We start from the raw sequence: 25,372 nt of genomic DNA, 5'->3' as shown, positions 1-25,372 counted from the left end.
GGAGAGTGGGAGGGTAAGAAAAGAGCTTGGCGGCCATGAGTATGGTGCACCAAGCCCGTGTAAAAATATGAAAAATGTCAACAAAAACTTGTGACTAAAAGCCAGGCTAGAAGCCGGAAGCCGGAAGCTAGAAGCCGGAAGCTGGAAGCCGGAAGCTAGAAGCCGGAAGCTAGAAGCCGGAAGCTGGAAGCCGGAAGCATTGCGCCTCCGGCCTTTGGCGTTACGCCGAACGTATCAGAGCTCTTCTTCCAGGTAGGCGTAGCCTTCCAGGCCGGCGGAGAGCTCCTTCAGCAGCATGGCGCGGGTTTCCTCGTCCAGATCCGGGTGGCTGGCCTGCAGCTCGTACTGGGCGTTGATCACGCTGGGATCGATGTCCACATAGCGCAACAGCTCGGCCACGTTGCTGCCGGCCTTGATGTTGTTGATCTGCACCTGGCCCTGTTCATCCAGCACCACCTCGGCGCTGTGGGTATCGCCGAACAGGTTGTGCATGTCGCCCAGGATCTCCTGATAGGCCCCCACCAGGAAGAAGCCCAGGTACTGGGGCTGACCAGGCACGAACTCCGGCATCGGCAAGGTGGTTTCCACCCCCTGGCCGTCCACATACTGATCGATGGCACCGTCGGAATCGCAGGTGATGTCCAGGATCACCGCCCGTCGGGTCGGCGGACGATCCAGCCCGTCCAGCGGCAGCACCGGGAAGATCTGATCGATACCCCAGGCATCGGGCAGGGACTGGAACAGGGAGAAGTTGACGAAGCACTTGTCCGCCAGCTTCTCGTTCAGTTCGTCCATGATGGGACGGTGCGCCCGGTTGACCGAGTCCAGCCTGGCCTTGATGCCGAGGCAGATATTGAGGTGCACTTCCTCGGCCCAGGCCCGGTCCTCCAGGCTCATCAACCCCATGTTGTACTGCTCGTGTACGTCGGCCAGCTCGGCCACGGTATCGTGGTAGATTTCGAGCAGAGGCGGATCTTCCCGGCACAGATCTTCCCAGGTTTCCCACATGTTCTGCAGCAGGAAGGGGGCATCGTCCGCCGGCGTCGCCGGCTGGGTCGGGGTGGCCGACTCTATGCTGATCACATTGGCCACCAGCAGGGCATGGTGGGCGGTAATGGCCCGGCCCGACTCGCTGATGATTCGAGGGTACGGCAGATCGAACTCGCGACAGACGTTGCCGATGCCCCATACCACGTTGTTGGCGTATTCGCGCAAATTATAATTGGCGGAGCAGTAGCTCTGGGAACGGGTCCCCTCGTAGTCCACGCCCAGGCCGCCGCCCACGTCCACTATGTCCACCGGCACATCCAGCCGGCGCAGCTCGGCGTAAAAGCGGCCGCATTCGCGGATCCCCTTCTGGATGTCACGGATATTGGCAATCTGTGAACCCAGGTGGAAGTGCAGCAACTGCAGCCAGTCGATACAGCCGGCGGCCTTCAACTGGTTGATCAGGGCCAGCACCTGGGAGGCACTCAGGCCGAACTTGGACTTCTCGCCACCGCTGGACTGCCACTTGCCGGCGCCCTGGGACGCCAGCCGGGCGCGCACGCCCAGGCGCGGCGTCACATTGATACGCCTGGCTTCTTCCATCACCAGGGTCAGCTCCGACAGCTTCTCGATCACGATATAGACCTGGTGGCCCATCTTGGTACCGAGCAGCGCCAGGCGTACGTATTCCTTGTCCTTGTAGCCGTTGCAGACGATTACCGACTCGGTTTCATGGGTATGGGCCAGCACCGCCAGCAGTTCGGGCTTGGAACCGGCTTCCAGTCCCAGCCGTGGCTTGTCTTTATAGGCCTTGGTGACCGCGTCCAGTACCCCCCGCTGCTGGTTGACCTTGATCGGGTAAACGGTCAGGTAGTCCCCTTCATAGCCATAATCTTCGATGGCGCCGTTGAAGGCGTTGAACAGGGCATCGATCCGGCTCTTGATGATATCGGGAAAGCGCAGCAACACCGGGGCGGCATAGCCCTCGGCCTTGAGCTGCTCAACCACCTCGGACAACACTACTTTTGCTTCGGGGCGGGTCTTGTCGGGAGTAACGACGACCCGTCCCTGGTCGTCCAGATGAAAGAAACCAGCGCCCCAGTAAGGCAGGTTATAAACCTTGAGCGCATCGTTTGCGGACCATTCTGCCATGTTCTTTGTCCCCGTCTATCGGTGTAAGGACCATAGAAGATCCGGGCCTCGGCAGGCCCGGAGCGATAATTGTTTGACGCCTCGATGGTATCGAGAACCCGCTGCCCGGGGCAAAAATACTCAAAACAGCTCTGTTTTATAGTAACGGGTCTTGCTGCCACTTACCCCGAAAGGTGCCATAAAAATCGGGGCAGGCGAGTGTACACAGAGACTTTAACCATGACCAGAGTATGACGGTGGCAGAAGACAATTTTATTGCGCGGCCAGCGCCTGAACCGCCGGCGGCTGGCTGATGACATCGCGGGCATCGTTAAAGCCGCGCCCATGGGCTTCCGTCATCTGCAGCAGATCGCCCCCCTGTCATAGAATGATCATGGCGGCGCAATACCACCGTCATGGGGGTTTCCTAGCTTGAATACCACTGCAAGGGAGGAAACCGTTATGTTATCTGTCGATATCCTGGCCGCCGAGTACCTGCCCAGATGGCAGCATGTACCCGGTTGTAAGGCGGTATTGCGTTACCTGTTGCACGAGCAGGCGTTTACCGACTTCGCCGCCCAGTATCCACACCTGCGCGGCCTCGACTTCGTCGAGCAGGTGCTCGACTATTTTCGTTTTCAGATCCAGTTGCGCGAGCAGGAGCTGGAGCACATTCCGGCTTCCGGCCCGGTGGTGATCATCGCCAATCATCCCATCGGCTCCCTCGACGGCCTCGCCCTGCTCAAGCTGGTGTCCCGGGTCCGGCCCGACACCAGGGTCATCGCCAACCAGATGCTGGCCCGGCTCGAACCCTTGTCTTCGCTACTGCTGCCGGTGGACAACATGACCGGCAAAACCGCCCGCACCCAGCTCGGTGCCGTCCACCGTCACCTGGACCTGGGTGGCGTGGTGATCGTTTTCCCCGCCGGCGAAGTCTCGCGTCTGGGGGCCAAGGGTATCCGCGACGGCCGCTGGCATTCCGGATTTATCCGTCTGGCCACCAAGGCCAGGGCGGCCATAGTGCCGGTGCATATCCGCGGACGCAATTCCGCCATCTTCTATCTCAGCTCACTGGCCTGCCGTCCTTTGGGCGGCTTACTGCTGGTACGGGAAATGTTCCGCCAGCAGGACAAAGCGATCTCCCTGCGCATCGGCCAGCCAATTGCCTGGGAATGCTGTCGGCAGAGCGGCCTCACCGACAAGGCCCTATGCCTGCTGTTTCGCCGCCACCTGTACCGGCTGGGCAAGGGCAAATCCGGCCTGTTCGCCACCCAGGTCGCGGTAGCACCGCCCGAGCCGCGACAGCAGTTGAAAAAAGCGGTGGAGCAATGCGAGTTGCTCGGCCAGACCCAGGACGGCAAAGCCATTTATCTGACCCGGGCCAGCCGGGCCGGCCATTGCGTGATATTGCGGGAAATAGGGCGACTGCGGGAGCTGTCGTTTCGTGCCGTGGGGGAAGGCACCGGTAAACGGCGGGACCTGGACCCTTATGACGATGATTATTACCAACTGCTGTTGTGGGATCCACAAGAGCTGGAAGTGATCGGCGCCTATCGCTTTATCCCCACCGCCGAACAACTCGCCCGAAAAGGTCCGAACGGCCTCTACAGCCACCATCTGTTCGATTACGGCGAAGAGATGGCCCCCTTCCTGGCCCAGGGCCTGGAGCTTGGCCGCAGTTTTATCCAGCCCGCCTACTGGGGGCGGCGCAGCCTGGATTACCTCTGGTTCGGCATCGGCGCCTTCCTCGCCCGCCACCCGCACTACCGCTACCTGTTCGGCCCGGTCTCGCTGAGCGCCGCCCTGCCGGTGGCGGCGCGGGATCTGCTGGTGGCCTTCTACCGCCTGTACTTCCCGGCCACCGCCGCCCTGGCCCGCTCCCGTCGCCCCCTGCCGCCGACGGCACCCGCCCTGCGCGATACCTTCGGCGGCAGGGATTACCAGCAGGATCTGACCCTGCTCAAACAGTTGCTGGACAATCTCGGGGCCGCCATCCCCACCCTGTACAAACAGTATTCGGAGCTGTGCGAGCCGGGCGGCGTACAGTTTATCGACTTCGGCACCGATCCGGAGTTTGCCGACTGTGTCGATGGCCTGGTCATGGTGGACTTGCAGCGGCTCAAGGCCGGCCGCTACCAGCGCTATATCGCGCCCCATCTGCCGCCGGCGGAGAAGTCAGCGGTCGCTGTGGCCTAGGCTGCGCTCGGGGGCGATTTTATCCCGCAGCCGCTGCTTGATGTCCTTGGCTTCGGGAAAGCCGTTGTCGGCCACCCGGCACCAGATCAGCGCGCCGTCCACATAAATCTGAAACTGGCCCTTGTCCCCCGGGATCAGGGCCACCTCCCCCACCTCGTCGGCAAAGGTCGACAATATCTCCTGAGCCAGCCAGGCCGACCGCAGCAGCCAGCGACACAGGGTGCAATAGCGGATCTCCACTCTGGGTTTCATGCTTTCTCCTCCCAAAAGGCGCAGCATGACCCAAGCCGCCGCCGGGGTAAAGCGCGAGAAAGCGCCCGAGGGCGCTTTCCGTACCGGTCAATACAGGGACACCTTGGGCCATACCAGCCAGAGACCGACGGCGCCGGCCAGCACCGCCGAGGCCAGGGCCCCCAGGGCCGCGGGCCAGGGGCCTCGGCCGCGCAAGCCCTGATCCACCAGCGGCGGCACCAGCGCCAGCGCCACCACCCACCAGTCCATGGGGATGAACTGCCAGCACAGGGCGAGCCAGAGCACATAGCCGGCGGTCATGTCCCGGTCGGACATCCTCCTGGTCAGTCCGGCCAGCCAGAGGAAACCGGCCAGCACCGCCAGGGCTCCGCCGGCCTGGGCCAGCAGCACGCTGCCGCCGATGGCCACCACCAGGGTGAACATGGCCGCCCCGGCCACGAAGCCGATCCCGCTTCCGGGGCCTGCACGCCATTCCCGCCAGCCCTGCCACAGCCAGAAGGCCAGCAGGCCGATAATGGCTTCGGGATAGCGGGGCAGCAGGGCCCACAGCGCCAGGACGAAGACGCCCCCGGCCAGCACAAAATGCAGTGCCCGGCTTACACCGGCCGGCACCAGCCCCGCCAGCGCCACCGCCCAGAACACGAAGGGAAACCAGTGAATACCCCGGGTCGGCCAGAAGTACCACTGGGTCGCCCATCCCAGGGTTGCCCATACCGCCAGCCCCGCTGCCCACCAGAACAAAGACGGGCGCCACCATCCGATGGCGCCCGCTATCGCAGCCGGCAGCAGGGTTTGAATCAGCAGATCCAAGCCCATGACAGCCTCCTTCGGTTACTGGCGAATACCTTCGATAAACAGCCTGATGGCTATCTCGTCACCCACGCCGGGCAGGCCATAGCTCATGCCGAAGTCGCTGCGCTTGATCCGGGTCTCGGCGCTGAAGCCATTGCGGTAGCCGCCCCAGGGATCCGCGCCTTCCCCGATAAAACGCACGTCGAAGGCCACCGGCTGGGTTACCCCATGTACGGTGAGGTTGCCGGCCAGGGTGCCGCTGTCCTTGTCACCTTCATAGCCGGTGCTTTCGAAGCTCAGGGTGGGATACTGACGTACGTCGAAGAAGTCGGGGCTGCGCAGGTGCTTGTCCCGGTCTTCATGGTTGGTGTCGATACTCTCGGCCTGAATGGTGAGACGAGCCCTGGCCGCGGAGGGATTGTCGCCGTCAAAATGATAGTCCCCCTCGAATTCGTTAAAGCGACCCACCAGGGTGCTGACTTCCAGGTGGCCCACCTCGAACACGACAGAGGTATGGGCCGGATCGACCTTATAATCGGCGGCCAGGACCGGGCCGGCCAGCAGCAGGGAAGAGAACAACAGGGTAGCGGTGGTTTTCATAACGATCTCCGTCATTATTGGTATGCTGCGTATCATTCGCAGATTTCTGTTCGCTGTTGATAGTAGAATGCCTTGCAAATGAGAACAATCTCGCCTGAAATAAAACATTATCTACTAATAGTAAATAATACTATGCTTTAGTCAGCGTCTGTATCGAGCCGGTGACCGACATGATACACAGGCCCAACTCGGCACCATGGTGGTCGGCTGTCTGTGAAAGCATAGTTCGAAGAGAAAGGCAGGCAGAGAGAAGAGGGTAAAAAATACCGGCGCTTGCGCGCCGGCTCGGGACCAGCTCGGCAGAACAAATTCAGGTCCCTAAAGGGCAATGCTTATGCAAGCACCCAGGGACGGCCGGATTCCAGCCTAATAAAACCCGTACCGCATCGCCGCTTGCATCAGCCTGGTTACTCTATAGGTTGCATAAGTATGAATTAAATGAATTATTAACATTTTTGCATGGCAGATTTTAATATTACTACTGGTGTTGTCCCTACCAGGGTAACAACCATGGATCAACGGCGATGAGTCGGACCACGCAACGACATCCATGCTGAAAACAGGAAAAAATCCTGCACACCGGCGAGCCAGGGCGTCCAGAACAGGCAACAGAGGAGATCGTGATGGATCAGCTATCCGCTATCCGGGTGTTTTGCAAGGTGGTCGAGCTGCACAGCTTTACCAAGGCCGCCCAACAACTGGAGTTGTCGGTAGCCATGGTATCCAAACAGGTCAGCTTGCTGGAGCAGCATCTCAACGCCCGGCTACTGATGCGCACCACCCGCCGGGTCAGCGTCACCGAAGCCGGGCATCTTTATTATGAGCGTTGCCACGCCATCCTGGCGGAGCTGGAACAGGCCAATGCCTTGATATCGGCGCACAGCCACCAGCCCAGCGGTCGCATCCGCCTCTCGGTACCCATGGATTTCGGCAACCTCAAGGTGGCGCCGCTGCTGGCGGAATTCAATCGACGCTATCCCGATATACAGCTCGATCTGGAATACAGCGATCGGCTGGTGGCCCTGGTGGAGGAAAACTTCGATCTGGCGCTGCGCATCGGTACCCTGGCCGACTCCTCATTGATCGCCCGGCCACTGGCGCAGGTATCGCTGCTCACCTGTGCCGCCCCCGACTACCTGGCCCGACACGGTACCCCCACCCACCCGGAGCAGCTCAATGAACATAACTGCCTGCTCTATACCCTGAGCGAACCCCAGTGGCTATACCATCACCATGGCCACCATTATCACATCAGACCCAAGGGAATCATGCGGGCCAACACCGGGCGTGCCCTGGCGCTGGCCGCCAGCCAGGGAATGGGGATCATCATGCAACCCCTGTTTATCGTGGAGGATTATCTGGCCAGGGGGGAATTGCAGCCCGTGCTGGAGGACTTCCAGTTGCCGGTGCTCAGCCTTAACCTGGTGTATCCGCACCGGCACTTCCTGCCCAGCCGGGTCAAATGCTTCGTGGACTATATGGAAGACTGTTTCAAACACTAGCGGCGCCGCCGGCGTTCAGCGCACCACGCCGCTCAGAAACTCCTGGCGGGTATCGGGTCGGCTCTTGAAGATGCCGCCCAGGGAGGTGGTGGTGGTGGTGCTGGTGGCATCCATCACCCCGCGCGCCTTGACGCAGTAATGGGTGGCGGTGATGCTGACCGCCACATCATCCGACTCCAGCAGTGTCTGCAGTGCCACCAGCACCTGCTGGTTCAGCCGCTCCTGTACCTGGGGCCGGCGGGCGAAAAACTGCACTATACGGTTAATTTTGGACAGGCCGATCACCTTGCCGCGGGGAATGTAAGCCACGGTGGCGGTGCCGTCTATGGTCACGAAGTGATGTTCACAGGTGCTGGTCAGGGTGATGTCCCGTACCTGCACCATTTCATCTACCTTCATCTTGTTGTCGATCAAGGTAATTTTCGGGAAATGCGCATAATCTAGCCCGGAAAAAATCTCCCGGACATACATCTTGGCAATACGATCCGGGGTTTCGGCCAGGCTGTCGTCTTCCAGGTCAAGCCCCAGCACGTCCATCATTTCGGTCATCAGCCCGGTGATGCGGGCTTGTTTTTCGTCCAGGGTCAGGTTGTTAGCCCGCATGGGGGTTTCCAGCCCCCGGGCCTCCAGGGCGGAACGAACCCGGATAGCGGCATCACTCAAAGCGGTCATGGCAGTCTCCGTTGGAGAATTGAAGAATCAAAACAGCAGGAATGGTAGTCCATTTGACGGCCGCTGTGAATGGCGTTTTCGCATCGCGGAATGCCCAAGAAATATGATAAAAGATGTCTTAATCTGAAATGATAACCCCGAGCCTTCTATAACCAGGTGATCCACATGGCCATTCACGACTGCTGCAGCCAACCCGGACTGCGTCCCTTTATTGATGCCAAGACCGATATGCTGAACCGCTTGGAAGCGATCCGCACCACCGAACTCATCCCCCTCGAGCAGGCCCTCAACAGCATACTGGCCGACGCCATCAGCTCTCCCATAGACGTGCCCTCCTTCGCCAATTCGGCGATGGACGGCTATGCCCTGCGCGCCGAGGACATAACGGCAGGCGTGGGCCTGCAACTGATCGGCACCAGCCTGGCCGGCCATCCGTTCAGCGGCCGGGTCGGCCCCGGTGAATGCGTACGCATCATGACCGGCGCCGCCCTGCCGCTCGGTGCCGACAGCGTGGTGATGCAGGAGAACTGCCGCTCAGAGCACAATGTGATCACCCCTGAAGGGCCGGTAAAAACGGGCCAGCATGTCCGTTTCCCCGCCGAGGATCTGGCCCAGGGCGAGACGGTGTTCGAGGCCGGCACCCGCGTCAATGCCCGGGTGCTGTCGGTGCTGGCGTCCCTGGGGCTGGAGCAACTGTGCGTATTCCGCCCGCTGACCGTGGCCCTGCTGTCCACCGGCGACGAGCTGAAAAACCCGGGCGAGCTGCTCGCTCCCGGCGATATCTACGATTCCAACCGTATCGGGGTGCGCGCCATGCTGGAGCGGCTGGGCATCAGGGTCATCGACTACGGCATCCTGACCGACGATCCCGAGCTTATCCGTACTCATTTCCTCAAGGCCGCCCGGGAGGCCGATGCGCTGATCACCTCCGGCGGCGTCTCGGTGGGCGATGCGGACTACACCAAACAGGTGCTGGAAGAGGTGGGCCGGATCGGCTTCTGGAAGCTGGCCATCAAGCCGGGCAAGCCCTTCGCCTTCGGCCATATCGGCGATTGCGCCTTCTTCGGCCTGCCCGGCAACCCGGTGTCCGCCGCCGTCACTTTCCACCTGCTGGTGCGCCCGGCCCTCGCCCGCCTGGCCGGCGAAGCCCTTGAACCCACCCCGCTGCTGCAGGCCCGCGCGCTGATGCCGTTCAGGAAAAGCCCCGGCCGCATGGACTTCCAGCGCGGCATCGTCAGCACCCAGCCGGACGGCAGCCTGGGGGTGGTGGCCGCCGGCTCCCAGAGTTCGGCGGTATACAGCGCCATGGCCGAGGCCAACTGCCTGCTGCACCTGGAGCAGGACAGGGGCAACGTGGCCGAGGGGGACAGCGTGACCCTGGAGCTCATCGACGGGCTGTACTGGTGATGAAGGAGCTCAGCGACCAGGAATGGCTGCGCTATAACCGCCAGATAGTGCTGCGCCAGTTCGATATCGAGGGCCAGGAGGCCCTGAAGAATGCCGCCGTGCTGGTGATCGGCGCCGGCGGCCTGGGTTGTGCCGCCGCCCAGTACCTGGCGGTGGCCGGCGTCGGCCGGCTCACCCTGGTGGACCACGATGTGGTGGAGCTGTCCAACCTGCAGCGCCAGGTGCTGCACCAGGATGCGGATCTGGGCCGGCCCAAGGTGGATTCGGCCGCCGACAGCCTGCGCGCCGCCAATCCCTGGCTGGAGGTGGCCACCCATGCCGCCCGGGCCGACGAGGCCCTGCTGCGTAGTCTGCTGCCACAGCATCAGCTGGTGCTGGATGGCACCGACAACCTGGACAGCCGCCAGCTGGTCAACCGCCTTTGCTGCGAAGCCGGGGTGCCGCTGATATCGGCGGCGGTGATCCGCATGGAAGGCCAGCTGTCGGTGTTCACCTACGGCGAGGACGAGCCCTGCTACGCCTGCCTGTCCCGGTTGATGGGCGGCGGCGTGCTGAGCTGCGTGGAGGCCGGGGTACTGGCCCCCATGGTGGGGGTGATGGGCGCCCTGCAGGCGCTGGAGGCGGTCAAGCTGCTGGCCCATATGGGCCGCTCACCGCGCGGCAAGCTGCTGCTGGTGGACGGCATGACCCTCAGCACCCGGGAGTTGACCCTGCCCAAGGCCGCAGACTGCCCGGTGTGCTCCCGCCCCGGGGGCAGTGGCACGCCAGCCTAGGGCTATCGTAGGGCGTAGGGCCCATTTCAATGGGCCACATTCGGTCGACTGAAGTCGACCCGCCCATAGGCTGGCCGCCGGCTAGACCCCCCGCTCGTTATTCCAGATCAGCACATGCAGTTGCGGCAGCACCCGGGCCCGGTACCAGCGATCGCCGGTGACCCTGTCGACCAGCCAGCGCAGCCTGGCATTGAGTTCCTGGGTATCGGTTTCCCGCTCCGGCTGCTCCGGGGTGGCCGGCGCCGGGTTGCAGGGCTGCAGGTAAAGCGGCAGTTGCGGATAGTCGTCCGCCAGGGCCCGCGCCCAGCGGTAGTCCGCCTCGTCGGCGATCACCAGCTTGAGGCTGACCTGGGTACCGGCCCCGGCGGCGGCGAGGCTCGCCTCGAACCGCTCCCGGTTGAACGCCATGCCCGAGGACGGCGGCTTGGGGCTCAGGGTCAGGTGATCGAGCATCTTAAACCAGGGTTGCGCCTTGCTGCCCTGGGTTTCCATGGCAAAGGTATGGCCCTGCCCGTGGCCGAGCCGCAGCAGTTCATCGAGCGGCTGCAGCGCCGGGTTGCCGCCGGAGAGCGTCACCAGTATGGGCGCGCCGCCACTCAGCCGGTTCACCTCGGCCAGTATGGCCGAGGCCGCCATGGGCTGCCAGTCGGCCTTGAAGCGCGGCTCCACCGCATAGAGGGTGTCGCACCAGCGGCAGCGAAAGTCGCAGCCGCCGGTGCGCACGAACACGGTGGGCACGCCGATCAGCGCCCCTTCCCCCTGGATGGTGGGACCGAAGATTTCACTGATGGCGATGCTCATGGCCGGTACTCGGCCCAGGTCTTGGGCGTCTCCGATACCGCCACCGCACTCACCTCGGGCCAGCGGGCATGGGCCCAGTCGAACAGGTACCTGGCCAGCCGCTCGGCGGTGGTGCACTCGTCGCCCAGCACCTCGTTGAGGTGGCGGTGATCCAGCTCGTGATCGATAAAGCGTTTGAAGTCCGCCAGCTCCAGGTAGTCGCGCACAAAGCCGTACTGGTCGAGCTGTTCGCTTTTCAGCTCGATCACCACCACGTAGTTGTGGCCGTGCAGCCGGGAACAGGGATGATGATCCGGCATCTGCTTCAGCTGGTGGGAAGCGGAAAAATGAAACTCTTTCTTTATGGTGTACATGCTTTCACCCTCGCCACCGCTTCCCGCCAGTACTGCTCGTCTTTATAGGGCGTGGGATCGGCCACCCCGGCCAGGGCCATGGCCTCGATGCGCTCCACACAGGTGCCGCAGCGGCCGCAGTGGATGTCGCCGCCTTCGTAGCAGGACCAGGTATCGGCCACCGGCACATTGAAGCGCGCCGCGTCCCGGGCGATCTCGGTCTTGTCGGCATCGACATAGGGCGCCAGCAGGGCCACCTCGGCCACCCCTTCCAGGGCACGGGCCTGCATCTCGCCGAACAGGCGGATAAAGTCGGGCCGGCAGTCGGGATAGATGAAGTGATCGCCGCCGTGCACCGCCAGGGCCACGGTGTCGAGGCCGCGGGCGGCGGCCACGCCGAAGGCGATGGTGAGCATGATGGCGTTGCGGTTGGGCACCACCGTCACCTTCATGTTCTCTTCGCTGTAGTGGCCGTGGGGTACCTCGATGTCGTCGGTCAGGGCCGAGCCCGACAGCTGGCGGCCGATATGGCCGATGTCCATCACCAGGTGCGGCACCGCGAGCCGCTCGGCACAGCGGCGGGCGGCATCGATTTCTTTCTTGTGGCGCTGACCGTAGTCGAAGGTCAGCAGGGCGCCGAGGGATTGCTCCGCCGCCAGCCGGTGGGCCAGGGTCACGGAGTCGAATCCGCCGGAGCAGATCAGTAAGGCGTTCATATTGTGTCCTTGTTTTGTCCGGGTAGGCTGCGACCGGGGGGGTAATGCGGAGGCCATTTTAACGGCCGGCCCCGCCTTGTCCATCATTATCTGGGCGGCGTGTCGCCATCCGGCGCCGGATGGCGGAAAAATCCCTGGTATTGGCCCGGGGTCAGCGCCAGACGGCGCTTGAAGTGGCGCTGAAAATGGGCCTGATCGGCAAAACCGAGTTCGCTGGCCACCCGGCTGAGCGCCAGGCCCCGGCGCAGCAAGCCCTTGGCCTTGTCGATGCGCCGGTCCAGCTGGTAGGCATGGGGGGACAGCCCGTAATACTGCTTGAAACCCCGGATCAGCTGGTAACGGCTCAAGTCCGCCAGTTCGCTCAGTTCACCCAGGGTCAGCGGCTCGGCCAGTTGATCCCGGATGCACTCCCCGACCCGGCGCAGGGCGGGAATATCCAACGCCGGCTCGGGCAGGGGCCCGAAACGGGGCATCAGGAAGTCGAGCAACGCCGTTTCCGCCGCCAGGGGTTCCCGCCCCCGCGCGAGCAGGGCAAACAGGCGATCGAAGGGCCGATAACCCAGTCCGGAGTCGTCCAGCGGACCGGCAAAGGGTCGAAAGTCCTGAGCGCCACCGAACAGTTCCCGCTGCAGCCCGCCCAGCCAGCGGCTGTCCACGAACAGCATACGGTAGGACCAGCGGCCAGCGTCGGGATTGCAGGAATGGGCATCGCCGGGGTTGATGGTGACCAGGCTGCCCCTCCCCACCCGGTAGTCGTGACGGCCATTGCGGTAGCGGGCCGCGCCCGCGTCGATGACGCCGAAGGAAAACTCGTCGTGGGCGTGGGTATGGTAACAGGCACGGGAAGCATGGGCCCGGCGCAGCTCCACCTGCGGCAGCGAGGGGCTGCGGCGAATATCCAGCTCTTCCATCATCTCCCTCCCGCAACGGGTAAGAACAGCCCTACCACGGTAACCGCCAGCAGCAGGCCCATCAAGCGATTAAAACGCCGCTGGCGCGGTCCGTTCAGCCAGTGCCCCAGCAGGGTACCGAAGCCGGCCCAGAGCCCCACGCCCAGCAGGCACATGGCGAAGGACAGGGCGCAGAACAGCATCAGGTAAAGAGAAACCGGCTCATGGGCGGTCACGAACAGCCCTACCCCCGACGCGGCCACCAGCCAGGCCTTGGGATTGAGCCACTGGGTCAGCGCCCCCTGCCACCAGGACGGTGCCACTCCCGGGTTCGCCTGCAGTTCGGCCACCGGTGCCAGGGCGATGCGCAGGGCCATGTACAACAGGAAGGCCGCGCCCAGATACCGCAGCAAGGCCGCCAGCAGCGGCTGCTCCTGCAGCAGTTGCGCCAGCCCCATTCCGGCGAGCAGCACCACCAGGGTATAGCCGAGGGTGGCGCCCAAGACATAAGGCAGGGTGCGCCAGAAGCCCACCCCCGCCCCGGCGCTGGTGGCGATCAGGTTGACCGGGCCGGGGGAGACGGCGCCGACAAAGGCGAACAGGATCATGGAGACAAGGGTACCGAGCATAATGGCCTCGCGATAAGTGACGAATGCCTGTCACTCTAACGGCCGTCCGCCCGGCGGTATTGAATGAAATTGCAGGGCGGAGAAAAAGCAAAGGGCGCCGCAGCGCCCTTTTATAGGATAACCGAATCGGCTTATTTCTCGCCGAACTGCTCGGCCAGGTACAGCCAGGTATCGATCACCGTATCCGGGTTGAGGGACACGGAATCGATGCCCTGCTCCACCAGCCAGGCGGCGAAGTCGGCGTGATCCGAGGGGCCCTGGCCGCAGATGCCCACGTACTTGCCGGCCTTGCGCGCCGCCTGGATGGCCATGGACAGCAGCGCCTTCACCGCCTCGTCCCGCTCGTCGAAGGAGCCGGCCACCAGGCCCGAGTCCCGATCCAGCCCCAGGGTGAGCTGGGTCATGTCGTTGGAGCCGATGGAGAAGCCGTCGAAGTAGGCCAGGAACTTGTCCGCCAGCAGGGCGTTGGAGGGCAGTTCGCACATCATGATCACCTTGAGCCCGGCTTCGCCGCGCTTCAGGCCGTTTTCGGCCAGGATGTCGATGACCGAGGCCGCTTCGGACAGGGTGCGCACGAAGGGGATCATGATCTCGACGTTGGTCAGGCCCATGTCGTTGCGCACCCGTTTCACCGCCTCGCACTCCATGGCGAAACAGGCCCGGAAGTCCTCGGAGACGTAGCGGGAAGCCCCACGGAAGCCGAGCATGGGGTTTTCCTCGTCCGGCTCGTAGGCATCCCCGCCCAGCAGGTTGGCGTATTCGTTGGACTTGAAGTCGGACAGCCGCACTATGACCCGCTCGGGCCAGAACGCACAGGCCAGGGTCGAGATACCTTCGGCCAGCTTGGCCACGAAGAACTCGCGCGGGCTGTCGTAACCGGCGATCATCTCGTCGATCTTGAGCCTGAGTTCGGGGCTCTGCTGATCGTATTCCAGCAGCGCCTTGGGGTGCACCCCTATCATGCGGTTGATGATGAACTCGAGCCGCGCCAGGCCCACGCCGGCGTTGGGCAGCTGGGCGAAGTCGAAGGCCCGGTCCGGGTTGCCCACGTTCATCATCACCTTCACCGGCGACAACGGCATGGCGCCCACCTCGGAGGTGGCCACCTTGAATTCGAGCTTACCGTCGTAGATAAAGCCGGTATCGCCCTCGGCGCAGGATACGGTGACCGCCTGGCCGTCCCGGATGCGGCTGGTGGCGTCACCACAGCCCACCACGGCGGGAATGCCCAGCTCGCGGGCGATGATGGCGGCGTGGCAGGTACGGCCACCCCGGTTGGTGACGATGGCGGCGGCCCGCTTCATGATCGGCTCCCAGTCCGGGTCGGTCATGTCGGTCACCAGCACGTCGCCGGCCTTGATCTGGTCCATCTGTTCGATGCTGTCGATGACCTTGGCCACGCCGGCGCCGATCTTGTGGCCGATGGCGCGGCCCTCGGCCACCACCTGACCCGTTTCATTGAGGGCGAAGCGCTCCAGCACATTGGCGTCCTGGCGGCTGCGCACGGTTTCCGGGCGGGCCTGGACGATATAGAGCTTGCCGTCGACCCCGTCCTTGGCCCACTCGATGTCCATGGGGCGATCATAGTGTTTTTCGATGATCAAGGCCTGCTTGGCCAGCTCCATCACTTCGTCGTTGGTCAGCGAGAACTGGCGGCGCTCTTCCTTGCTGGTTTCCTTGATTTCCACCTGCTTGCCGTGCTCCTCGGCGTTGGCGTAGATCATCTTCTGCAGCTTGGACCCCAGGGTCTTGCGCACCACCGCCGGCCGGCCGGCCTTGAGGGTGGGCTTGTGCACATAGAACTCGTCCGGGTTGACCGCCCCCTGCACCACCATCTCGCCCAGGCCCCAGGCGGAAGTGACGAACACCACCTGATCGAAGCCGGACTCGGTGTCCAGGGTAAACATCACGCCGGAGGCGGCGATGTCGGAGCGCACCATGCGCTGGATGCCGGCGGACAGCGCCACGCCGCGGTGGTCGTAGCCCTGGTGCACCCGGTAGGAAATGGCCCTGTCGTTGAACAGGGAGGCGAACACATGCTTGATGGCCACCATCACCGCGCCCAGGCCGCGCACGTTGAGGAAGGTTTCCTGCTGGCCGGCGAAGGAGGCGTCGGGCATGTCCTCGGCGGTGGCGGAGGAGCGCACCGCGAAGGAGGCTTGATCCCCGGCCTGGCCGGCCAGCTCGGCGTAGGCGCCGGCGATGGCGCTTTCCAGCGCCGGCTGGAAGGGGGTGTCGATCACCCACTGGCGGATGGTGCGGCCCGCCTCGCCCAGGGCGGCGATATTGTCCACGTCCAGCTGGTCGAGCAGGTCGTGGATACGGGCGTTGAGCCCGCTCTGCTCCAGAAATTCGTTAAAAGCGAAGGCGGTGGTGGCAAAGCCGCCGGGTACCGACACGCCGGCGCCGGCCAGTTGGCTTATCATCTCGCCCAGGGAGGCATTCTTGCCGCCAACCCGATCCACATCGTGCATGCCGAGTTGTTCGTACCAAATCACATAGTCCTGCACAGCCACGTCTCCAAAAAAGTTGTGTTCTCGGGGTTTCCGTATCTCACCGTATGTCACAGTGGTTCGCGTGCGTTGTTCCGGCCCTTTATTATTTGATTGCGACAGTGGGCCTGCGCACGCAATGATTCTACAATGGCGCCAAAAAGCAGGTAAACGTTTTACCCGGGACAAATGTTAAAAGTGAGATCTGGAGGCCCTGTGCACACGGTTTTTTATGTTTCCGATGGGACGGCGATCACAGCCGAGGTGTTCGGCCACGCGGTGCTGAGCCAGTTTCCCCTGCCCTTCGAGCAGTTCACCATCCCCTTTGTGGAAGACGTGGACAAGGCGCGGGCGGTGCAGGCCAGGATCAATGAGAGCTATCACCAGAGCGGCAAGCAGCCGCTGGTGTTCCATACCATAGTGGATGACGAGCTGCGCCGCATCATCACCGACAGCGATGCCATGTGCTACGACTTTCTCAATACCTTCGTGGCCCCCATCGAGCAGCAACTGGGGATCAAGGCCGAGCCGCGCACCCACCGCACCCACGGCATGGAAAACAAGCAACATTACGACGCCCGTATCGATGCGGTGAACTATGCGCTCGACAACGACGACGGGGTCAATACCAAGGAGTATGACGAGGCCGATATCATACTGGTGGGCGTGTCCCGCTGCGGCAAGACCCCCACCTGCCTGTACCTGGCGCTGCAGTTCGGCATCCGGGTGGCCAACTACCCCTTTATCGATCAGGACATGAGCCGGCTGAGCCTGCCGCCCGCACTCAAGGCCAACCGCCACAAGCTGTTCGGGCTGACCATAGACGTCAACCGGCTGCAGGAGATTCGCCAGCGCCGCCGGGCCGACAGCCGCTATGCCGCCATCGACCAGTGCCGCTACGAGCTCTCGCAGGTGGAGAAGCTGTTCCGCATGGAGGCCATTCCCTTTATCGACACCACCTACCACTCGGTGGAAGAGATCTCGGTCAAGATCCTGGAGCGCACCGGCATCCGCCGCCGCATCTACTGATTGCACACAACTTGAACCAAGAACATTGCGATACAAAACACATCATTGGACACAAAAAAGAACAAAACATTGATTTGTTGTTTACAAAAATGTATACATTAGTCCCAGTGTTTAACCCCGCCGTTAAACCTAACAATCATAATGAACATGGACGTCTGGTCCTTGCCTGTGCACAGGTTGTGTCTTCTTCCCCGTCGGCACAGCCCGTCACCGGCAAGCCGGTTCGTTCCACAGGGCAACCGGCGACGTGATGTCGGCACCGGTGGTTGCAGCCTTGCTCTCGCGATAACGAATAACAAGGCGTGAGCAGGAAGCTGACACTCACTCGAGCAATACCCAGGGACTTTTCGCAATGAAACACAGTCAAAGCAAGTCAGTATTCGATTACCATGGCAAGCCCTCGTTCGGCAAGGCACTGCCGCTCTCCTTCCAGCATATCCTGGCGATGATCATGGGGGCCGTGACCCCGCCGCTGATCGTGGCCGGCGTGGCCGGCGCCAGCGCCCAGGAAACCATGTTGCTGGTGCAGATAGCCCTGCTGTTCTCGGGCATCTCCACCCTGTTGCAACTCTACCCGGTCGGCCGCCTCGGCGCCGGCATGCCGACCATTTTCGGGGTCGGTTTCGCCTATGTGCCCAGCCTGATTGCCATAGGTACTGTATACGGTATTCCCGGTATTTTGGGTGCACAAGTCGCCGGCGGTATCGCCATGATAGTGGTGGGCATCTTTATCAAACAGATCCGCCACCTGTTCCCGCCGGTGGTGGCCGGCACCGTGGTGCTGGTGATCGGCCTCTCCCTCTACGATATCGCCATCAAGTACATGGCCGGCAGCGGCAATACCGCCGCCGAAGGTTTCGGCGGCGGCCAGAACTGGCTGGTGGGCCTGACCACCCTGGCGGTGGTGCTGTGCTGTTCCCAGTTCGCCAAGGGCTACCTGCGCCTGGCCGCCATCATCTGCGGCATACTGGTGGGCTATGTGATGGCCTTCTTCTTCGGCATGGTCGACTTCTCCCGGCTGCATGAAGCGCCCTGGGTGATGGTGCCGACTCCCTTCGCGCTCGGCATCGAATTCCACGCCTCCGCCGTGATCTCCATGGTGGTGATCTGCATCGTCAACTCGGTGCAAACCATCGGTGATTTGTCCGCCACCGCCGTGGGCGGCATGAACCGGGAGCTGAAGGACAAGGAGCTGTCCGGCGGCCTGCTGGGCAATGGCTTCTGTACCCTGGTCGGCTCCATCTTCGGCGCTCTGCCCACCGCCTCTTTCAGCCAGAACGTGGGCATAGTAGCCATGACCAAGGTGATCAGCCGCTATGTGCTGGGCATCGCCGCCGCCTTCCTGGTGCTGGCCGGTTTGCTGCCCAAGTTCGGCGCCGCCATGACCACCATTCCCTATCCGGTGCTGGGCGGTGCCACCATCATCGTATTCGGCATGATCACCATGACCGGTATCCAGCTGCTGGTGAAGGACGAGCTGTCTTCCCGCAATATCACCATAGTGGCGCTGTCGGTGGCCCTGGCCATGGGCATCAATACCGTGCCCGAAGCCATCGCCCAGTTACCGGACACCGCCCGCATGCTGGTCGGCTCCCCGGTGATCGTGGCCGCTACCGTCGCCTTTACCCTGAACATGCTGCTGCCGAAGAAGTCGCTGCAGGATGAAGCCCGTGAACGGGAACAGATAGAGCAAGACATGAACGGCGACGAAGCGCCCGCCGCCGCTTATCAAAACAAGCAGAGAAAGGTGGAAGCCGGCAACTGAAAGGGTCAGCCCCGGGGCAAGGATCTTCCCCCTGAATAGCGAGAAGCCGGTCACTGACCGGCTTTTCGTTTTATTGACTATCTGATAATTCCGGGAAAGCCGGCCAAAAGATCAACTCTGCCGATACCACCCTATCCCTTCACCCCACCGGAAGTGAGGCCGCCCACCAGCCAGCGTTGGGCCAGCAAAAACACCGCCGTGATGGGAATGGCGGAGAGCACGGCGGCGGCGGCGAAGTCGCCCCACAGGTAGTTCTGGGGATAGAGGTACTGCTGCATGCCCACCGCCAGGGTGTAGTTCTCCACGTTACGCAGCAGCAGCGAGGCCACCGGTACCTCGGTGATGGCGGCGATAAAGGAAAGGATGAACACCACCGCCAGAATGGGCACCGACAGCGGCAGCAGCACCAGCCGGAACGCCTGCCAGGGCGTGGCGCCGTCCAGGGCCGCCGCTTCCTCCAGGGAGCGATCAATGGTTTCGAAATAGCCCTTGATGGTCCACACGTGCAGGGCAATGCCGCCCAGGTAGGCGAAGATCACCCCGCCGTGGGTGTTGAGCCCCAGGAAGGGAACATAAAGCCCGATACGGTCGAACAGGGCATAGAGGGCCACCAACGACAGCACCGCCGGGAACATCTGGAAGATCAGCATGCCCTTAAGCAGGCTTTCCTTGCCGCGAAAGCGCAGCCGGGCAAAGGCATAGGCACAGGTGGTGGACAGGGCCACTATGCCGAGCGCCGTGATAACGGCGATTTTTACCGAGTTCCACAGCCACAGCAGCACCGGAAAGGGCGGCTGCGTCAGGCTGCCGTCCGGGTTGCTGACGGCGATGCCGAGCGCCAGCTTCCAGTGTTCCAGCGAAGGGTTGCTGGGAATAAGCTCGCCGGTGGCGTAGTTGCCGCTGCGAAAGGAAATGGCCACCACCACCAGCAACGGAAACATGATGAGGGCGCAAAAGGCGATAAGCCCCGCGTGGGCGGCCCATACCCGGTAACGCATCGATTTTGGTCTTACCATAGCCATGGTATTGCTCCTTGGGTTATTTCTCGCTTAGTTCCAGTTTGCTGGCCTTGATATTGAGCACGGCCAGGGCGCCCACCAGCAGGAAGATCAGGGTGGCGATGGCGGCGGCCAGGCCGAAGTCCTGGGTACCCGAGCCCTCGAAGGCGATGCGGTAGGTGTAGCTCACCAGCAGGTCGGTATAGCCGGCGGGGGTGGTGGTGCCTATCATGTCCGGACGGCCGTTGGTCAACAGCTGGATCAGGACGAAGTTGTTGAAGTTGAAGGCGAAGCTGGCAATCAACAGGGGCGTGAGCGGCCTCAGCAACAGCGGCAGGGTAATGCGCAGGAAGTTGTCCAGCGGGCCGGCGCCGTCCATGGCCGAGGCTTCGTACAAATCCTCGGGAATGGCCTTCAGCAGCCCCATGCACAGTATCATCATGTAGGGATAGCCCAGCCAGGTATTGACGATGACCAGCATGGTCCTGGCCAGGGTCGGATCGGTGAACCAGCTGGGGCTGATGCCGAACAGGCCCGAGAGCAGCATGTTGATTTCACCGAAGCTCTGGTTGAACAGGCCCTTGAAGATCAGGATGGAGATAAAGGCCGGCACCGCATAGGGCAGGATCAGCAGCAACCGGTAGGTGCCCTTGCCCCGGAGCGATTCCCATTGCACCAGGCAGGCCAGCACCATGCCCACCGCCAGAGTGAAAAACACGGTGAGCCCGGAGAACAGCACCGTCCAGATGAAGATGGAGATAAAGGGCCCCTGGATGCCCTTGTCCTGGATCACCCGCAGGAAGTTATCCCAGCCGATAACCACGGTAAAGCCGGGGCTGACCGGCTCGCCCACAAAGTTGCCCCCATCGTCGATGGGCTGGTAAAAACCGATGTCGAAGTTGGGTGCCAGCCGTTCGCCGGTGCGCTGGTTGAACAGCACAAAGTCGTCTTGCGGCACATAGACGGGCTCGCTGGCGGCAAAGCGGCGCAGCGAGCTCATGGTGAGCAGTTCACCGTCGGGCAGGGCCACCGCCAGCGCGGCCAGCGCGGCCCGGTTCTGGGTGATCACCCGCAGGGGCGCCGCCTCGCCGGCCGGTGCCTCGCTGGCCGGGCTCATGTCCAGGGGTTCCTGGGGCGGGGCCGCCAGGCTGAAGGCATCGCTCAGGTAGCGATCGCCGCTCGCGTCATCGGTCAGCCACAGGCGCCACTGGCCCTCGTCTTCCTGGTAGAGGGCAAAGCCCATGTCCCTGCCGGTCTGGAAGCGTTGTTGTTGCAGCACCTGCTGTACCCGTTCCAGGGTGAGCTGGTTCTTGCCGCTGTAGTTGGTAAAGGCGATGCCGATGGTGCACAGCAGCGGAAACAGCACGAACAGGCCCATGCCCGCCAGCCCCGGGTAGACATAGCGCCAGGAGTAACTGCGCCGGTTGGCGAATATATAGAGGCCGCTGCCCACCAATACCAGGGTCAGCATGGCGAAGAGGATTTCCCCCTGGGCGTACATCAGTATCACCAGCCAGGCGTTGACAAGGCCGATGCCCCCGATGCACAGCCATTTCAGCCAGGCGGATAACGGCGGCCACGCCGGGGATTTAGGGGGAAGTGTGGTCGTTTCTGATAACTGCATGATACTGCTCTGTTGATGTGCCTGGGCGGGATGCCCGTTTGATTCAAAAGGTACAGTGACCGCCACCGGCATGACCGGTGGCGGTTTTTTCTTACTCGGTGATCCGGGCGGCGGCGTCGTCAAGCGCGGCCTTCACTTCCTGGCGGCCGTTGATGGCGTTCAGGATGGCGCTGCGCTCGGCATACCAGAAGCCGGCCATTTCCGGGATGTTCGGCATGATTTCACCCTTCATGGCGTTCTCCATGGTGGCGCTGATCCGTGGATCGCTGGACAGCTTCTTCTGGTAGGAGCGCAGGGCCACGGCACCCAGCGGCTTGTCATTGTTGACCTGCTCCAGGCCCTTATCGGTCAGCAGGAAGTTTTCCAGAAACTCCTCCGCCAGTTCCTTGTTGGGGCTGGCCGCGTTGATGCCGGCGCTGAGAATGCCGGTAAAGGGCTTGGAAGGCTTGCCGTTGAGGGTGGGCAGGGTGGTCACGCCGTAGTTGATGCCGGCCTTGTCGATATTGGCCCAGGCCCAGGGACCGTTGATGGTCATGGCGGTTTCGCCCTTGTTGAAGGCGGCCTCGGCGATGGAGTAATCGACGTCGGCGGAAATATGCTTGTTGTTGACCAGATCAACCAGCGTCTGTAGGCCGCGCAGGGAACCGTCGTTGTTCACCCCCACATTCTTGGGATCGTAACGTTCACCGTCGAAATGGAAGGCATAACCGCCGTCGGCAGCGATCATCGGCCAGGTAAAGTAGGGTTCCTGCAGGTTCCACATGATGGCGGACTTGCCCTGGGCACGCAATTTAGTGTCCAGCTCCGGAATATCCTCCCAACTGGTGGGGGGCTCGGGCAGCAGGTCCTTGTTATAGATAAGCGACAGGGCCTCAACCGCCACCGGGTAGCCGATATATTTGCCGTCGTACTTCACCGCGTCCCAGGTAAACTCGTGCAGCTTGTCGATCAGTTCCTTGCTGGGGTTGATTTCGGCCAGCAGGCCGGACTGGGCGTAGCCGCCGAAGCGGTCGTGGGCCCAGAAGATGATGTCAGGGCCATCGCCGGAGGCGGCAACCTGGGAATACTGTTCTTCCAACTGGGCCGGATGCTCCACCCGCACTGGCACCCCGGTTTCCTGCTCGAACCACTGCCCCACCTCGGCCAGACCGTTGTAGCCTTTGTCGCCGTTAATCCAGATCAGCAACCGCCCTTCTTCGATGGCGGCGAGGGCGGAGGATGACATCATCAGGCCGGCCAAGACACCGAGGGCGACCTTACCCATTGCTTTTTCCATAGTTCATATCCTTATCCGTGAGGGGGGTAAAAACGAAAACCGCCGCACCGAGCATAACGGATTCCGATTATCCCCATCTTCCGCCGCCCGGACGGCCCCGGCATCCTCCTCCCCACTACGCCCCCCGGTCGCCAAACGTGAGTGAAGTCACAGACCCGCCGGTTATGTGATCCGACGCACATCGAAAACATCCGTTATCGTTAACCGGCTCACAAAAACAGCGCCAAAAAAACACTTGCCGCCCCACCCAGCCCGTCCCCCTCCCCCCAAGCGCCATTTCTCCTCCTCCCCCCTCCTCCCCCGCTAAAATTTGCCCGGACGGAGGATTCCCCCCCCTTTGCCTGCGGGCATGATGAGACCAATGACAATAACCCCGTGAGCCAGGTCCGAATGACATTCGATACCCGATCTTCAAGTCTGCCCCGTAACGCGACCCTGTATCGCGTGGACAGCGCCCACTTCTTCGACGGTGACGGCGACGGTCGGGGCGATCTGGCCGGGGTGTTGCTACAACTGGATTATTTTACCCGACTGGGGGTGGATGGGTTGGTACTGACCCGGCATGACCGGCGTGGTCTTGCGGAGGGATATTGGCAGGCGATCGCGGATCGGCTGCAACAGGCGGGATTATCACTTTGGCTGGAAGAATACCGGCACTACCGCTCCTGGCCACAAGGGCAGATCCTGCCCCTGTGCACCCTGGTCGATCACGGCCCCGTCGGGCTGACCCACTGGCTGGAAAAACGGGCCCAGGGCGGAGCGGCGATCTGGGCCACCGGCGGCCAGGATCTGGCCCGGGTGGTCAGCCGCTGCGGCGGTGGCGATCTCAAGGTCGCCCTGCCCTACCTGGCGCTGCTGGCCTGCCTGCCCGGCCCCGTCAGCCTGTGGCAGGGAGAAGAGCTGGGCCTGCCCCACGCCGCCGAACTGGGAGATACCCGGGGCAACCGCAGCCCCCTGCCCTGGGTCGAGTATCCCGAGCAACCGTCCCATCCCATGCAACGGCGGGTCGCCGCCGAGCACAGGGCCATGGCCATCAGTCGCCAGGAGCAGGAGCCCGACTCCCCCCTTAACCAGTGCCGCCGGCTGCTGCAGTGGCGCCGCCGGCAGCCGCTGGTGGCCAATGGCCGGATCGACGTGACCGGCCTGCACGATGGCCTGCTGTGGGTACGGCTGGTGGGAGAACAGCCATCGCTGACCGTCGTGCTCAACCTGCTGCCCTATCGCCAACACCATCATCTTCCCCCGCAAACCCGCGGCTGGCAAGCGGAGCTGACCCTCGGCCAGGCCGAGATGAGCGACGACCATACACTGAACCTTGGCGGTTTCGCCGCCGCCATCGTCAGGCCCAAGGAACAGGAGTAATTCATGGCCAATGTCACCCTGCACAATGTGTGCAAATCATACGGAGACGTCCATATCTCCAGGGATATCAACCTGGAGATCCACGACGGCGAGTTCGTGGTGTTTGTCGGTCCGTCCGGCTGCGGTAAATCCACCCTGCTGCGCATGATTGCCGGCCTGGAAGAGATCACCTCGGGAGAACTGCAGATCGGTGAAGCCCGCATGAACGAGGTGCAGCCCTCGGAGCGGGGCGTGGGCATGGTGTTCCAGTCCTACGCCCTCTATCCGCACCTGTCGGTGGCCGACAATATGTCGTTCGGGCTCAAGCTGGCCGGCGCCCCCAAGGCGGAGATCCGGCAGCGGGTCAACCACGCCGCCGAAATCCTGCAACTGGCCCATCTGCTGGAGCGCCGTCCCAAGGAACTGTCCGGCGGCCAGCGCCAGCGGGTGGCCATCGGCCGCACCCTGGTGGCCGAGCCCCGGGTGTTCCTGCTCGACGAACCGCTGTCCAACCTGGACGCCGGCCTGCGGGTGCAGATGCGCATTGAAATCGCCCGCCTGCACAAGCGGCTGAAGAGCACCATGATCTACGTCACCCACGATCAGGTCGAGGCCATGACCCTGGCCGACAAGATAGTGGTGCTGGACGCAGGCCGGGTGGCCCAGGTGGGCAGGCCGCTCGAACTCTACCACTACCCCGCCAACCGCTTCGTCGCCGGCTTTATCGGCTCGCCCAAGATGAACTTCCTGCCGGTGAAGGTGACCGCCGCCGAGGCCGGGCGAGTGGAGATAAGTACCAACGACACCCGCTTCTGGATCCCGGTGGACGGTCGCGCCGTGCAGGAGGGTGCCAATATGTCGCTCGGCATCCGTCCCGAACACCTGCTGCCCGCCGAACAGGCATCGGTCCGCCTTAACGGCGAAGTACAGGTGGTGGAGCAACTGGGCAACGAAACCCAGATGCACGTCCGCATCCCCGCCCTCAAATGCAACCTGATTTACCGGCACAACGACGTGCAACTGGTGGAGGAAGGTCAATTGCTGGAGATAGGCATTGCGCCCGAGCGCTGCCACCTGTTCCACGAAGACGGCCGGGCCTGCCGCCGGCTGCACCCCGAGCCCGGCGTCTGACCGGGCACCGATACAACCGACCTTTTTAATCAAGCA

Annotated in this window: 22 protein-coding genes; 8 read left to right on the top strand and 14 right to left on the bottom strand. The window is 62.7% G+C overall.

Translation table 11 applies throughout. The features are described from left to right. Positions 1–234: 234 nt before the first annotated feature. A complete protein-coding gene (gene speA, locus JKV55_RS17655) occupies positions 235–2,139 on the bottom strand; it encodes a biosynthetic arginine decarboxylase (protein ID WP_202088190.1) in 1,905 nt (634 codons plus the stop codon). Between the two features lie 441 nt (positions 2,140–2,580). Between speA and olsF the strand changes: the two genes are divergently transcribed. Beyond that, entirely contained in the window at positions 2,581–4,314 is a 1,734-nt protein-coding gene (gene olsF, locus JKV55_RS17650; protein ID WP_202088189.1) for a bifunctional ornithine lipid synthase OlsF, read from the top strand. Here the strand turns inward: olsF and JKV55_RS17645 are convergent. The 3 genes from JKV55_RS17645 to JKV55_RS17635 all read right to left on the bottom strand — a co-directional run bounded on the left by JKV55_RS17645 (position 4,294) and on the right by JKV55_RS17635 (position 5,958). Further along, positions 4,294–4,566 carry an Rdx family protein gene (locus JKV55_RS17645; RefSeq protein ID WP_202088188.1) on the bottom strand — a complete coding sequence of 91 codons (273 nt, stop codon included), beginning with the start codon at positions 4,564–4,566 and terminating at the stop codon, positions 4,294–4,296. The two genes, olsF and JKV55_RS17645, sit on opposite strands and share 21 nt — an antisense overlap. Before the next feature lie 87 nt (positions 4,567–4,653). Then, positions 4,654–5,382 (bottom strand): hypothetical protein, encoded by a 729-nt coding sequence (locus tag JKV55_RS17640; RefSeq protein WP_202088187.1) that lies wholly within the window; start codon positions 5,380–5,382, stop codon positions 4,654–4,656. A gap of 15 nt (positions 5,383–5,397) precedes the next feature. After that, a complete protein-coding gene (locus tag JKV55_RS17635) occupies positions 5,398–5,958 on the bottom strand; it encodes a YceI family protein (protein ID WP_202088186.1) in 561 nt (186 codons plus the stop codon). Positions 5,959–6,581: 623 nt separating this feature from the next. Between JKV55_RS17635 and JKV55_RS17630 the strand changes: the two genes are divergently transcribed. Continuing rightward, positions 6,582–7,460: a LysR family transcriptional regulator gene (locus JKV55_RS17630; protein ID WP_202088185.1), complete on the top strand. Its 879-nt coding sequence runs from the start codon at positions 6,582–6,584 to the stop codon at positions 7,458–7,460. Positions 7,461–7,475: 15 nt separating this feature from the next. Here the strand turns inward: JKV55_RS17630 and folE are convergent, their stop codons facing one another. Beyond that, complete coding sequence (gene folE, locus JKV55_RS17625) at positions 7,476–8,132, bottom strand: GTP cyclohydrolase I FolE (protein ID WP_202088184.1); 657 nt, start codon at positions 8,130–8,132, stop codon at positions 7,476–7,478. A gap of 165 nt (positions 8,133–8,297) precedes the next feature. On the opposite strand from folE, the gene moeA reads away from it, so the two are divergent. Together moeA and moeB are read left to right on the top strand one after the other, a co-directional pair. Continuing rightward, positions 8,298–9,539: a molybdopterin molybdotransferase MoeA gene (gene moeA / locus JKV55_RS17620; RefSeq protein ID WP_202088183.1), complete on the top strand. Its 1,242-nt coding sequence runs from the start codon at positions 8,298–8,300 to the stop codon at positions 9,537–9,539. Continuing rightward, positions 9,539–10,312, top strand: a complete 774-nt coding sequence (gene moeB / locus JKV55_RS17615; protein ID WP_202088182.1) for a molybdopterin-synthase adenylyltransferase MoeB — start codon at positions 9,539–9,541, stop codon at positions 10,310–10,312. Before moeA ends, moeB begins: the two co-directional genes overlap by 1 nt. An 81-nt stretch (positions 10,313–10,393) precedes the next feature. On the opposite strand, the gene queE is transcribed toward moeB, so the two are convergent. The 6 genes from queE to ppsA all read right to left on the bottom strand — a co-directional run bounded on the left by queE (position 10,394) and on the right by ppsA (position 16,190). Continuing rightward, positions 10,394–11,113 (bottom strand): 7-carboxy-7-deazaguanine synthase QueE, encoded by a 720-nt coding sequence (queE, locus tag JKV55_RS17610; RefSeq protein WP_202088181.1) that lies wholly within the window; start codon positions 11,111–11,113, stop codon positions 10,394–10,396. After that, positions 11,110–11,466, bottom strand: coding sequence for a 6-pyruvoyl trahydropterin synthase family protein (locus JKV55_RS17605; protein WP_202088180.1), 357 nt, complete (start codon positions 11,464–11,466; stop codon positions 11,110–11,112). The genes queE and JKV55_RS17605 overlap by 4 nt, the downstream gene beginning before the upstream one ends. Next, entirely contained in the window at positions 11,454–12,161 is a 708-nt protein-coding gene (gene queC / locus JKV55_RS17600; protein WP_202088179.1) for a 7-cyano-7-deazaguanine synthase QueC, read from the bottom strand. The genes JKV55_RS17605 and queC overlap by 13 nt, the downstream gene beginning before the upstream one ends. A gap of 86 nt (positions 12,162–12,247) precedes the next feature. Further along, a complete protein-coding gene (locus JKV55_RS17595; RefSeq protein WP_202088178.1) occupies positions 12,248–13,075 on the bottom strand; it encodes a helix-turn-helix transcriptional regulator in 828 nt (275 codons plus the stop codon). Next, positions 13,072–13,680, bottom strand: a complete 609-nt coding sequence (locus JKV55_RS17590; protein ID WP_202088177.1) for a LysE family translocator — start codon at positions 13,678–13,680, stop codon at positions 13,072–13,074. Before JKV55_RS17590 ends, JKV55_RS17595 begins: the two co-directional genes overlap by 4 nt. A gap of 131 nt (positions 13,681–13,811) precedes the next feature. Next, the gene (gene ppsA, locus JKV55_RS17585; RefSeq protein WP_202088176.1) at positions 13,812–16,190 is read right to left on the bottom strand and encodes a phosphoenolpyruvate synthase; all 2,379 of its coding nucleotides are present in this window, start codon (positions 16,188–16,190) and stop codon (positions 13,812–13,814) included. Between the two features lie 198 nt (positions 16,191–16,388). On the opposite strand from ppsA, the gene ppsR reads away from it, so the two are divergent. Together ppsR and JKV55_RS17575 are read left to right on the top strand one after the other, a co-directional pair. Further along, on the top strand, positions 16,389–17,201 hold the full coding sequence (gene ppsR, locus JKV55_RS17580) for a posphoenolpyruvate synthetase regulatory kinase/phosphorylase PpsR (RefSeq protein ID WP_202088175.1): 813 nt from the start codon (positions 16,389–16,391) through the stop codon (positions 17,199–17,201). 352 nt (positions 17,202–17,553) lie between these two features. After that, on the top strand, positions 17,554–18,966 hold the full coding sequence (locus JKV55_RS17575; RefSeq protein ID WP_237332981.1) for a uracil-xanthine permease family protein: 1,413 nt from the start codon (positions 17,554–17,556) through the stop codon (positions 18,964–18,966). 131 nt (positions 18,967–19,097) lie between these two features. Here the strand turns inward: JKV55_RS17575 and malG are convergent, their stop codons facing one another. The 3 genes from malG to malE all read right to left on the bottom strand — a co-directional run bounded on the left by malG (position 19,098) and on the right by malE (position 22,864). Next, positions 19,098–19,988 (bottom strand): maltose ABC transporter permease MalG, encoded by an 891-nt coding sequence (gene malG, locus JKV55_RS17570; protein ID WP_202088174.1) that lies wholly within the window; start codon positions 19,986–19,988, stop codon positions 19,098–19,100. A gap of 16 nt (positions 19,989–20,004) precedes the next feature. Continuing rightward, entirely contained in the window at positions 20,005–21,588 is a 1,584-nt protein-coding gene (malF, locus tag JKV55_RS17565) for a maltose ABC transporter permease MalF (protein ID WP_094040786.1), read from the bottom strand. Positions 21,589–21,679: 91 nt separating this feature from the next. Further along, positions 21,680–22,864, bottom strand: coding sequence for a maltose/maltodextrin ABC transporter substrate-binding protein MalE (gene malE, locus JKV55_RS17560; protein WP_094040785.1), 1,185 nt, complete (start codon positions 22,862–22,864; stop codon positions 21,680–21,682). 390 nt (positions 22,865–23,254) lie between these two features. On the opposite strand from malE, the gene JKV55_RS17555 reads away from it, so the two are divergent. Together JKV55_RS17555 and malK are read left to right on the top strand one after the other, a co-directional pair. Continuing rightward, positions 23,255–24,226: an alpha-amylase family protein gene (locus tag JKV55_RS17555; protein WP_202088173.1), complete on the top strand. Its 972-nt coding sequence runs from the start codon at positions 23,255–23,257 to the stop codon at positions 24,224–24,226. A 3-nt stretch (positions 24,227–24,229) separates the two neighbouring features. Then, positions 24,230–25,336: a maltose/maltodextrin ABC transporter ATP-binding protein MalK gene (gene malK, locus JKV55_RS17550; RefSeq protein WP_202088172.1), complete on the top strand. Its 1,107-nt coding sequence runs from the start codon at positions 24,230–24,232 to the stop codon at positions 25,334–25,336. Positions 25,337–25,372 lie beyond the last annotated feature (36 nt).

Origin of the sequence: Zobellella iuensis (genome assembly GCF_016746085.1) — a bacterium.
Taxonomy (GTDB): Bacteria; Pseudomonadota; Gammaproteobacteria; order Enterobacterales; family Aeromonadaceae; genus Oceanimonas; species Oceanimonas iuensis.
The sequence above is the reverse complement of the archived record's forward strand: the minus strand, read 5'-3'. Positions and strand labels throughout refer to the sequence as shown.

Excerpts from the sequence above, each read along its gene's own strand:
- speA (WP_202088190.1), bottom strand. The coding sequence starts at position 2,139 with ATGGCAGAATGGTCCGCAAACGATGCGCTCAAGGTTTATAACCTGCCT.
- olsF (WP_202088189.1), top strand. The coding sequence starts at position 2,581 with ATGTTATCTGTCGATATCCTGGCCGCCGAGTACCTGCCCAGATGGCAG.
- JKV55_RS17645 (WP_202088188.1), bottom strand. The coding sequence starts at position 4,566 with ATGAAACCCAGAGTGGAGATCCGCTATTGCACCCTGTGTCGCTGGCTG.
- JKV55_RS17640 (WP_202088187.1), bottom strand. The coding sequence starts at position 5,382 with ATGGGCTTGGATCTGCTGATTCAAACCCTGCTGCCGGCTGCGATAGCG.
- JKV55_RS17635 (WP_202088186.1), bottom strand. The coding sequence starts at position 5,958 with ATGAAAACCACCGCTACCCTGTTGTTCTCTTCCCTGCTGCTGGCCGGC.
- JKV55_RS17630 (WP_202088185.1), top strand. The coding sequence starts at position 6,582 with ATGGATCAGCTATCCGCTATCCGGGTGTTTTGCAAGGTGGTCGAGCTG.
- folE (WP_202088184.1), bottom strand. The coding sequence starts at position 8,132 with ATGACCGCTTTGAGTGATGCCGCTATCCGGGTTCGTTCCGCCCTGGAG.
- moeA (WP_202088183.1), top strand. The coding sequence starts at position 8,298 with ATGGCCATTCACGACTGCTGCAGCCAACCCGGACTGCGTCCCTTTATT.
- moeB (WP_202088182.1), top strand. The coding sequence starts at position 9,539 with ATGAAGGAGCTCAGCGACCAGGAATGGCTGCGCTATAACCGCCAGATA.
- queE (WP_202088181.1), bottom strand. The coding sequence starts at position 11,113 with ATGAGCATCGCCATCAGTGAAATCTTCGGTCCCACCATCCAGGGGGAA.
- JKV55_RS17605 (WP_202088180.1), bottom strand. The coding sequence starts at position 11,466 with ATGTACACCATAAAGAAAGAGTTTCATTTTTCCGCTTCCCACCAGCTG.
- queC (WP_202088179.1), bottom strand. The coding sequence starts at position 12,161 with ATGAACGCCTTACTGATCTGCTCCGGCGGATTCGACTCCGTGACCCTG.
- JKV55_RS17595 (WP_202088178.1), bottom strand. The coding sequence starts at position 13,075 with ATGATGGAAGAGCTGGATATTCGCCGCAGCCCCTCGCTGCCGCAGGTG.
- JKV55_RS17590 (WP_202088177.1), bottom strand. The coding sequence starts at position 13,680 with ATGCTCGGTACCCTTGTCTCCATGATCCTGTTCGCCTTTGTCGGCGCC.
- JKV55_RS17575 (WP_237332981.1), top strand. The coding sequence starts at position 17,554 with ATGAAACACAGTCAAAGCAAGTCAGTATTCGATTACCATGGCAAGCCC.
- malG (WP_202088174.1), bottom strand. The coding sequence starts at position 19,988 with ATGGCTATGGTAAGACCAAAATCGATGCGTTACCGGGTATGGGCCGCC.
- malF (WP_094040786.1), bottom strand. The coding sequence starts at position 21,588 with ATGCAGTTATCAGAAACGACCACACTTCCCCCTAAATCCCCGGCGTGG.
- malE (WP_094040785.1), bottom strand. The coding sequence starts at position 22,864 with ATGGAAAAAGCAATGGGTAAGGTCGCCCTCGGTGTCTTGGCCGGCCTG.
- JKV55_RS17555 (WP_202088173.1), top strand. The coding sequence starts at position 23,255 with ATGACATTCGATACCCGATCTTCAAGTCTGCCCCGTAACGCGACCCTG.
- malK (WP_202088172.1), top strand. The coding sequence starts at position 24,230 with ATGGCCAATGTCACCCTGCACAATGTGTGCAAATCATACGGAGACGTC.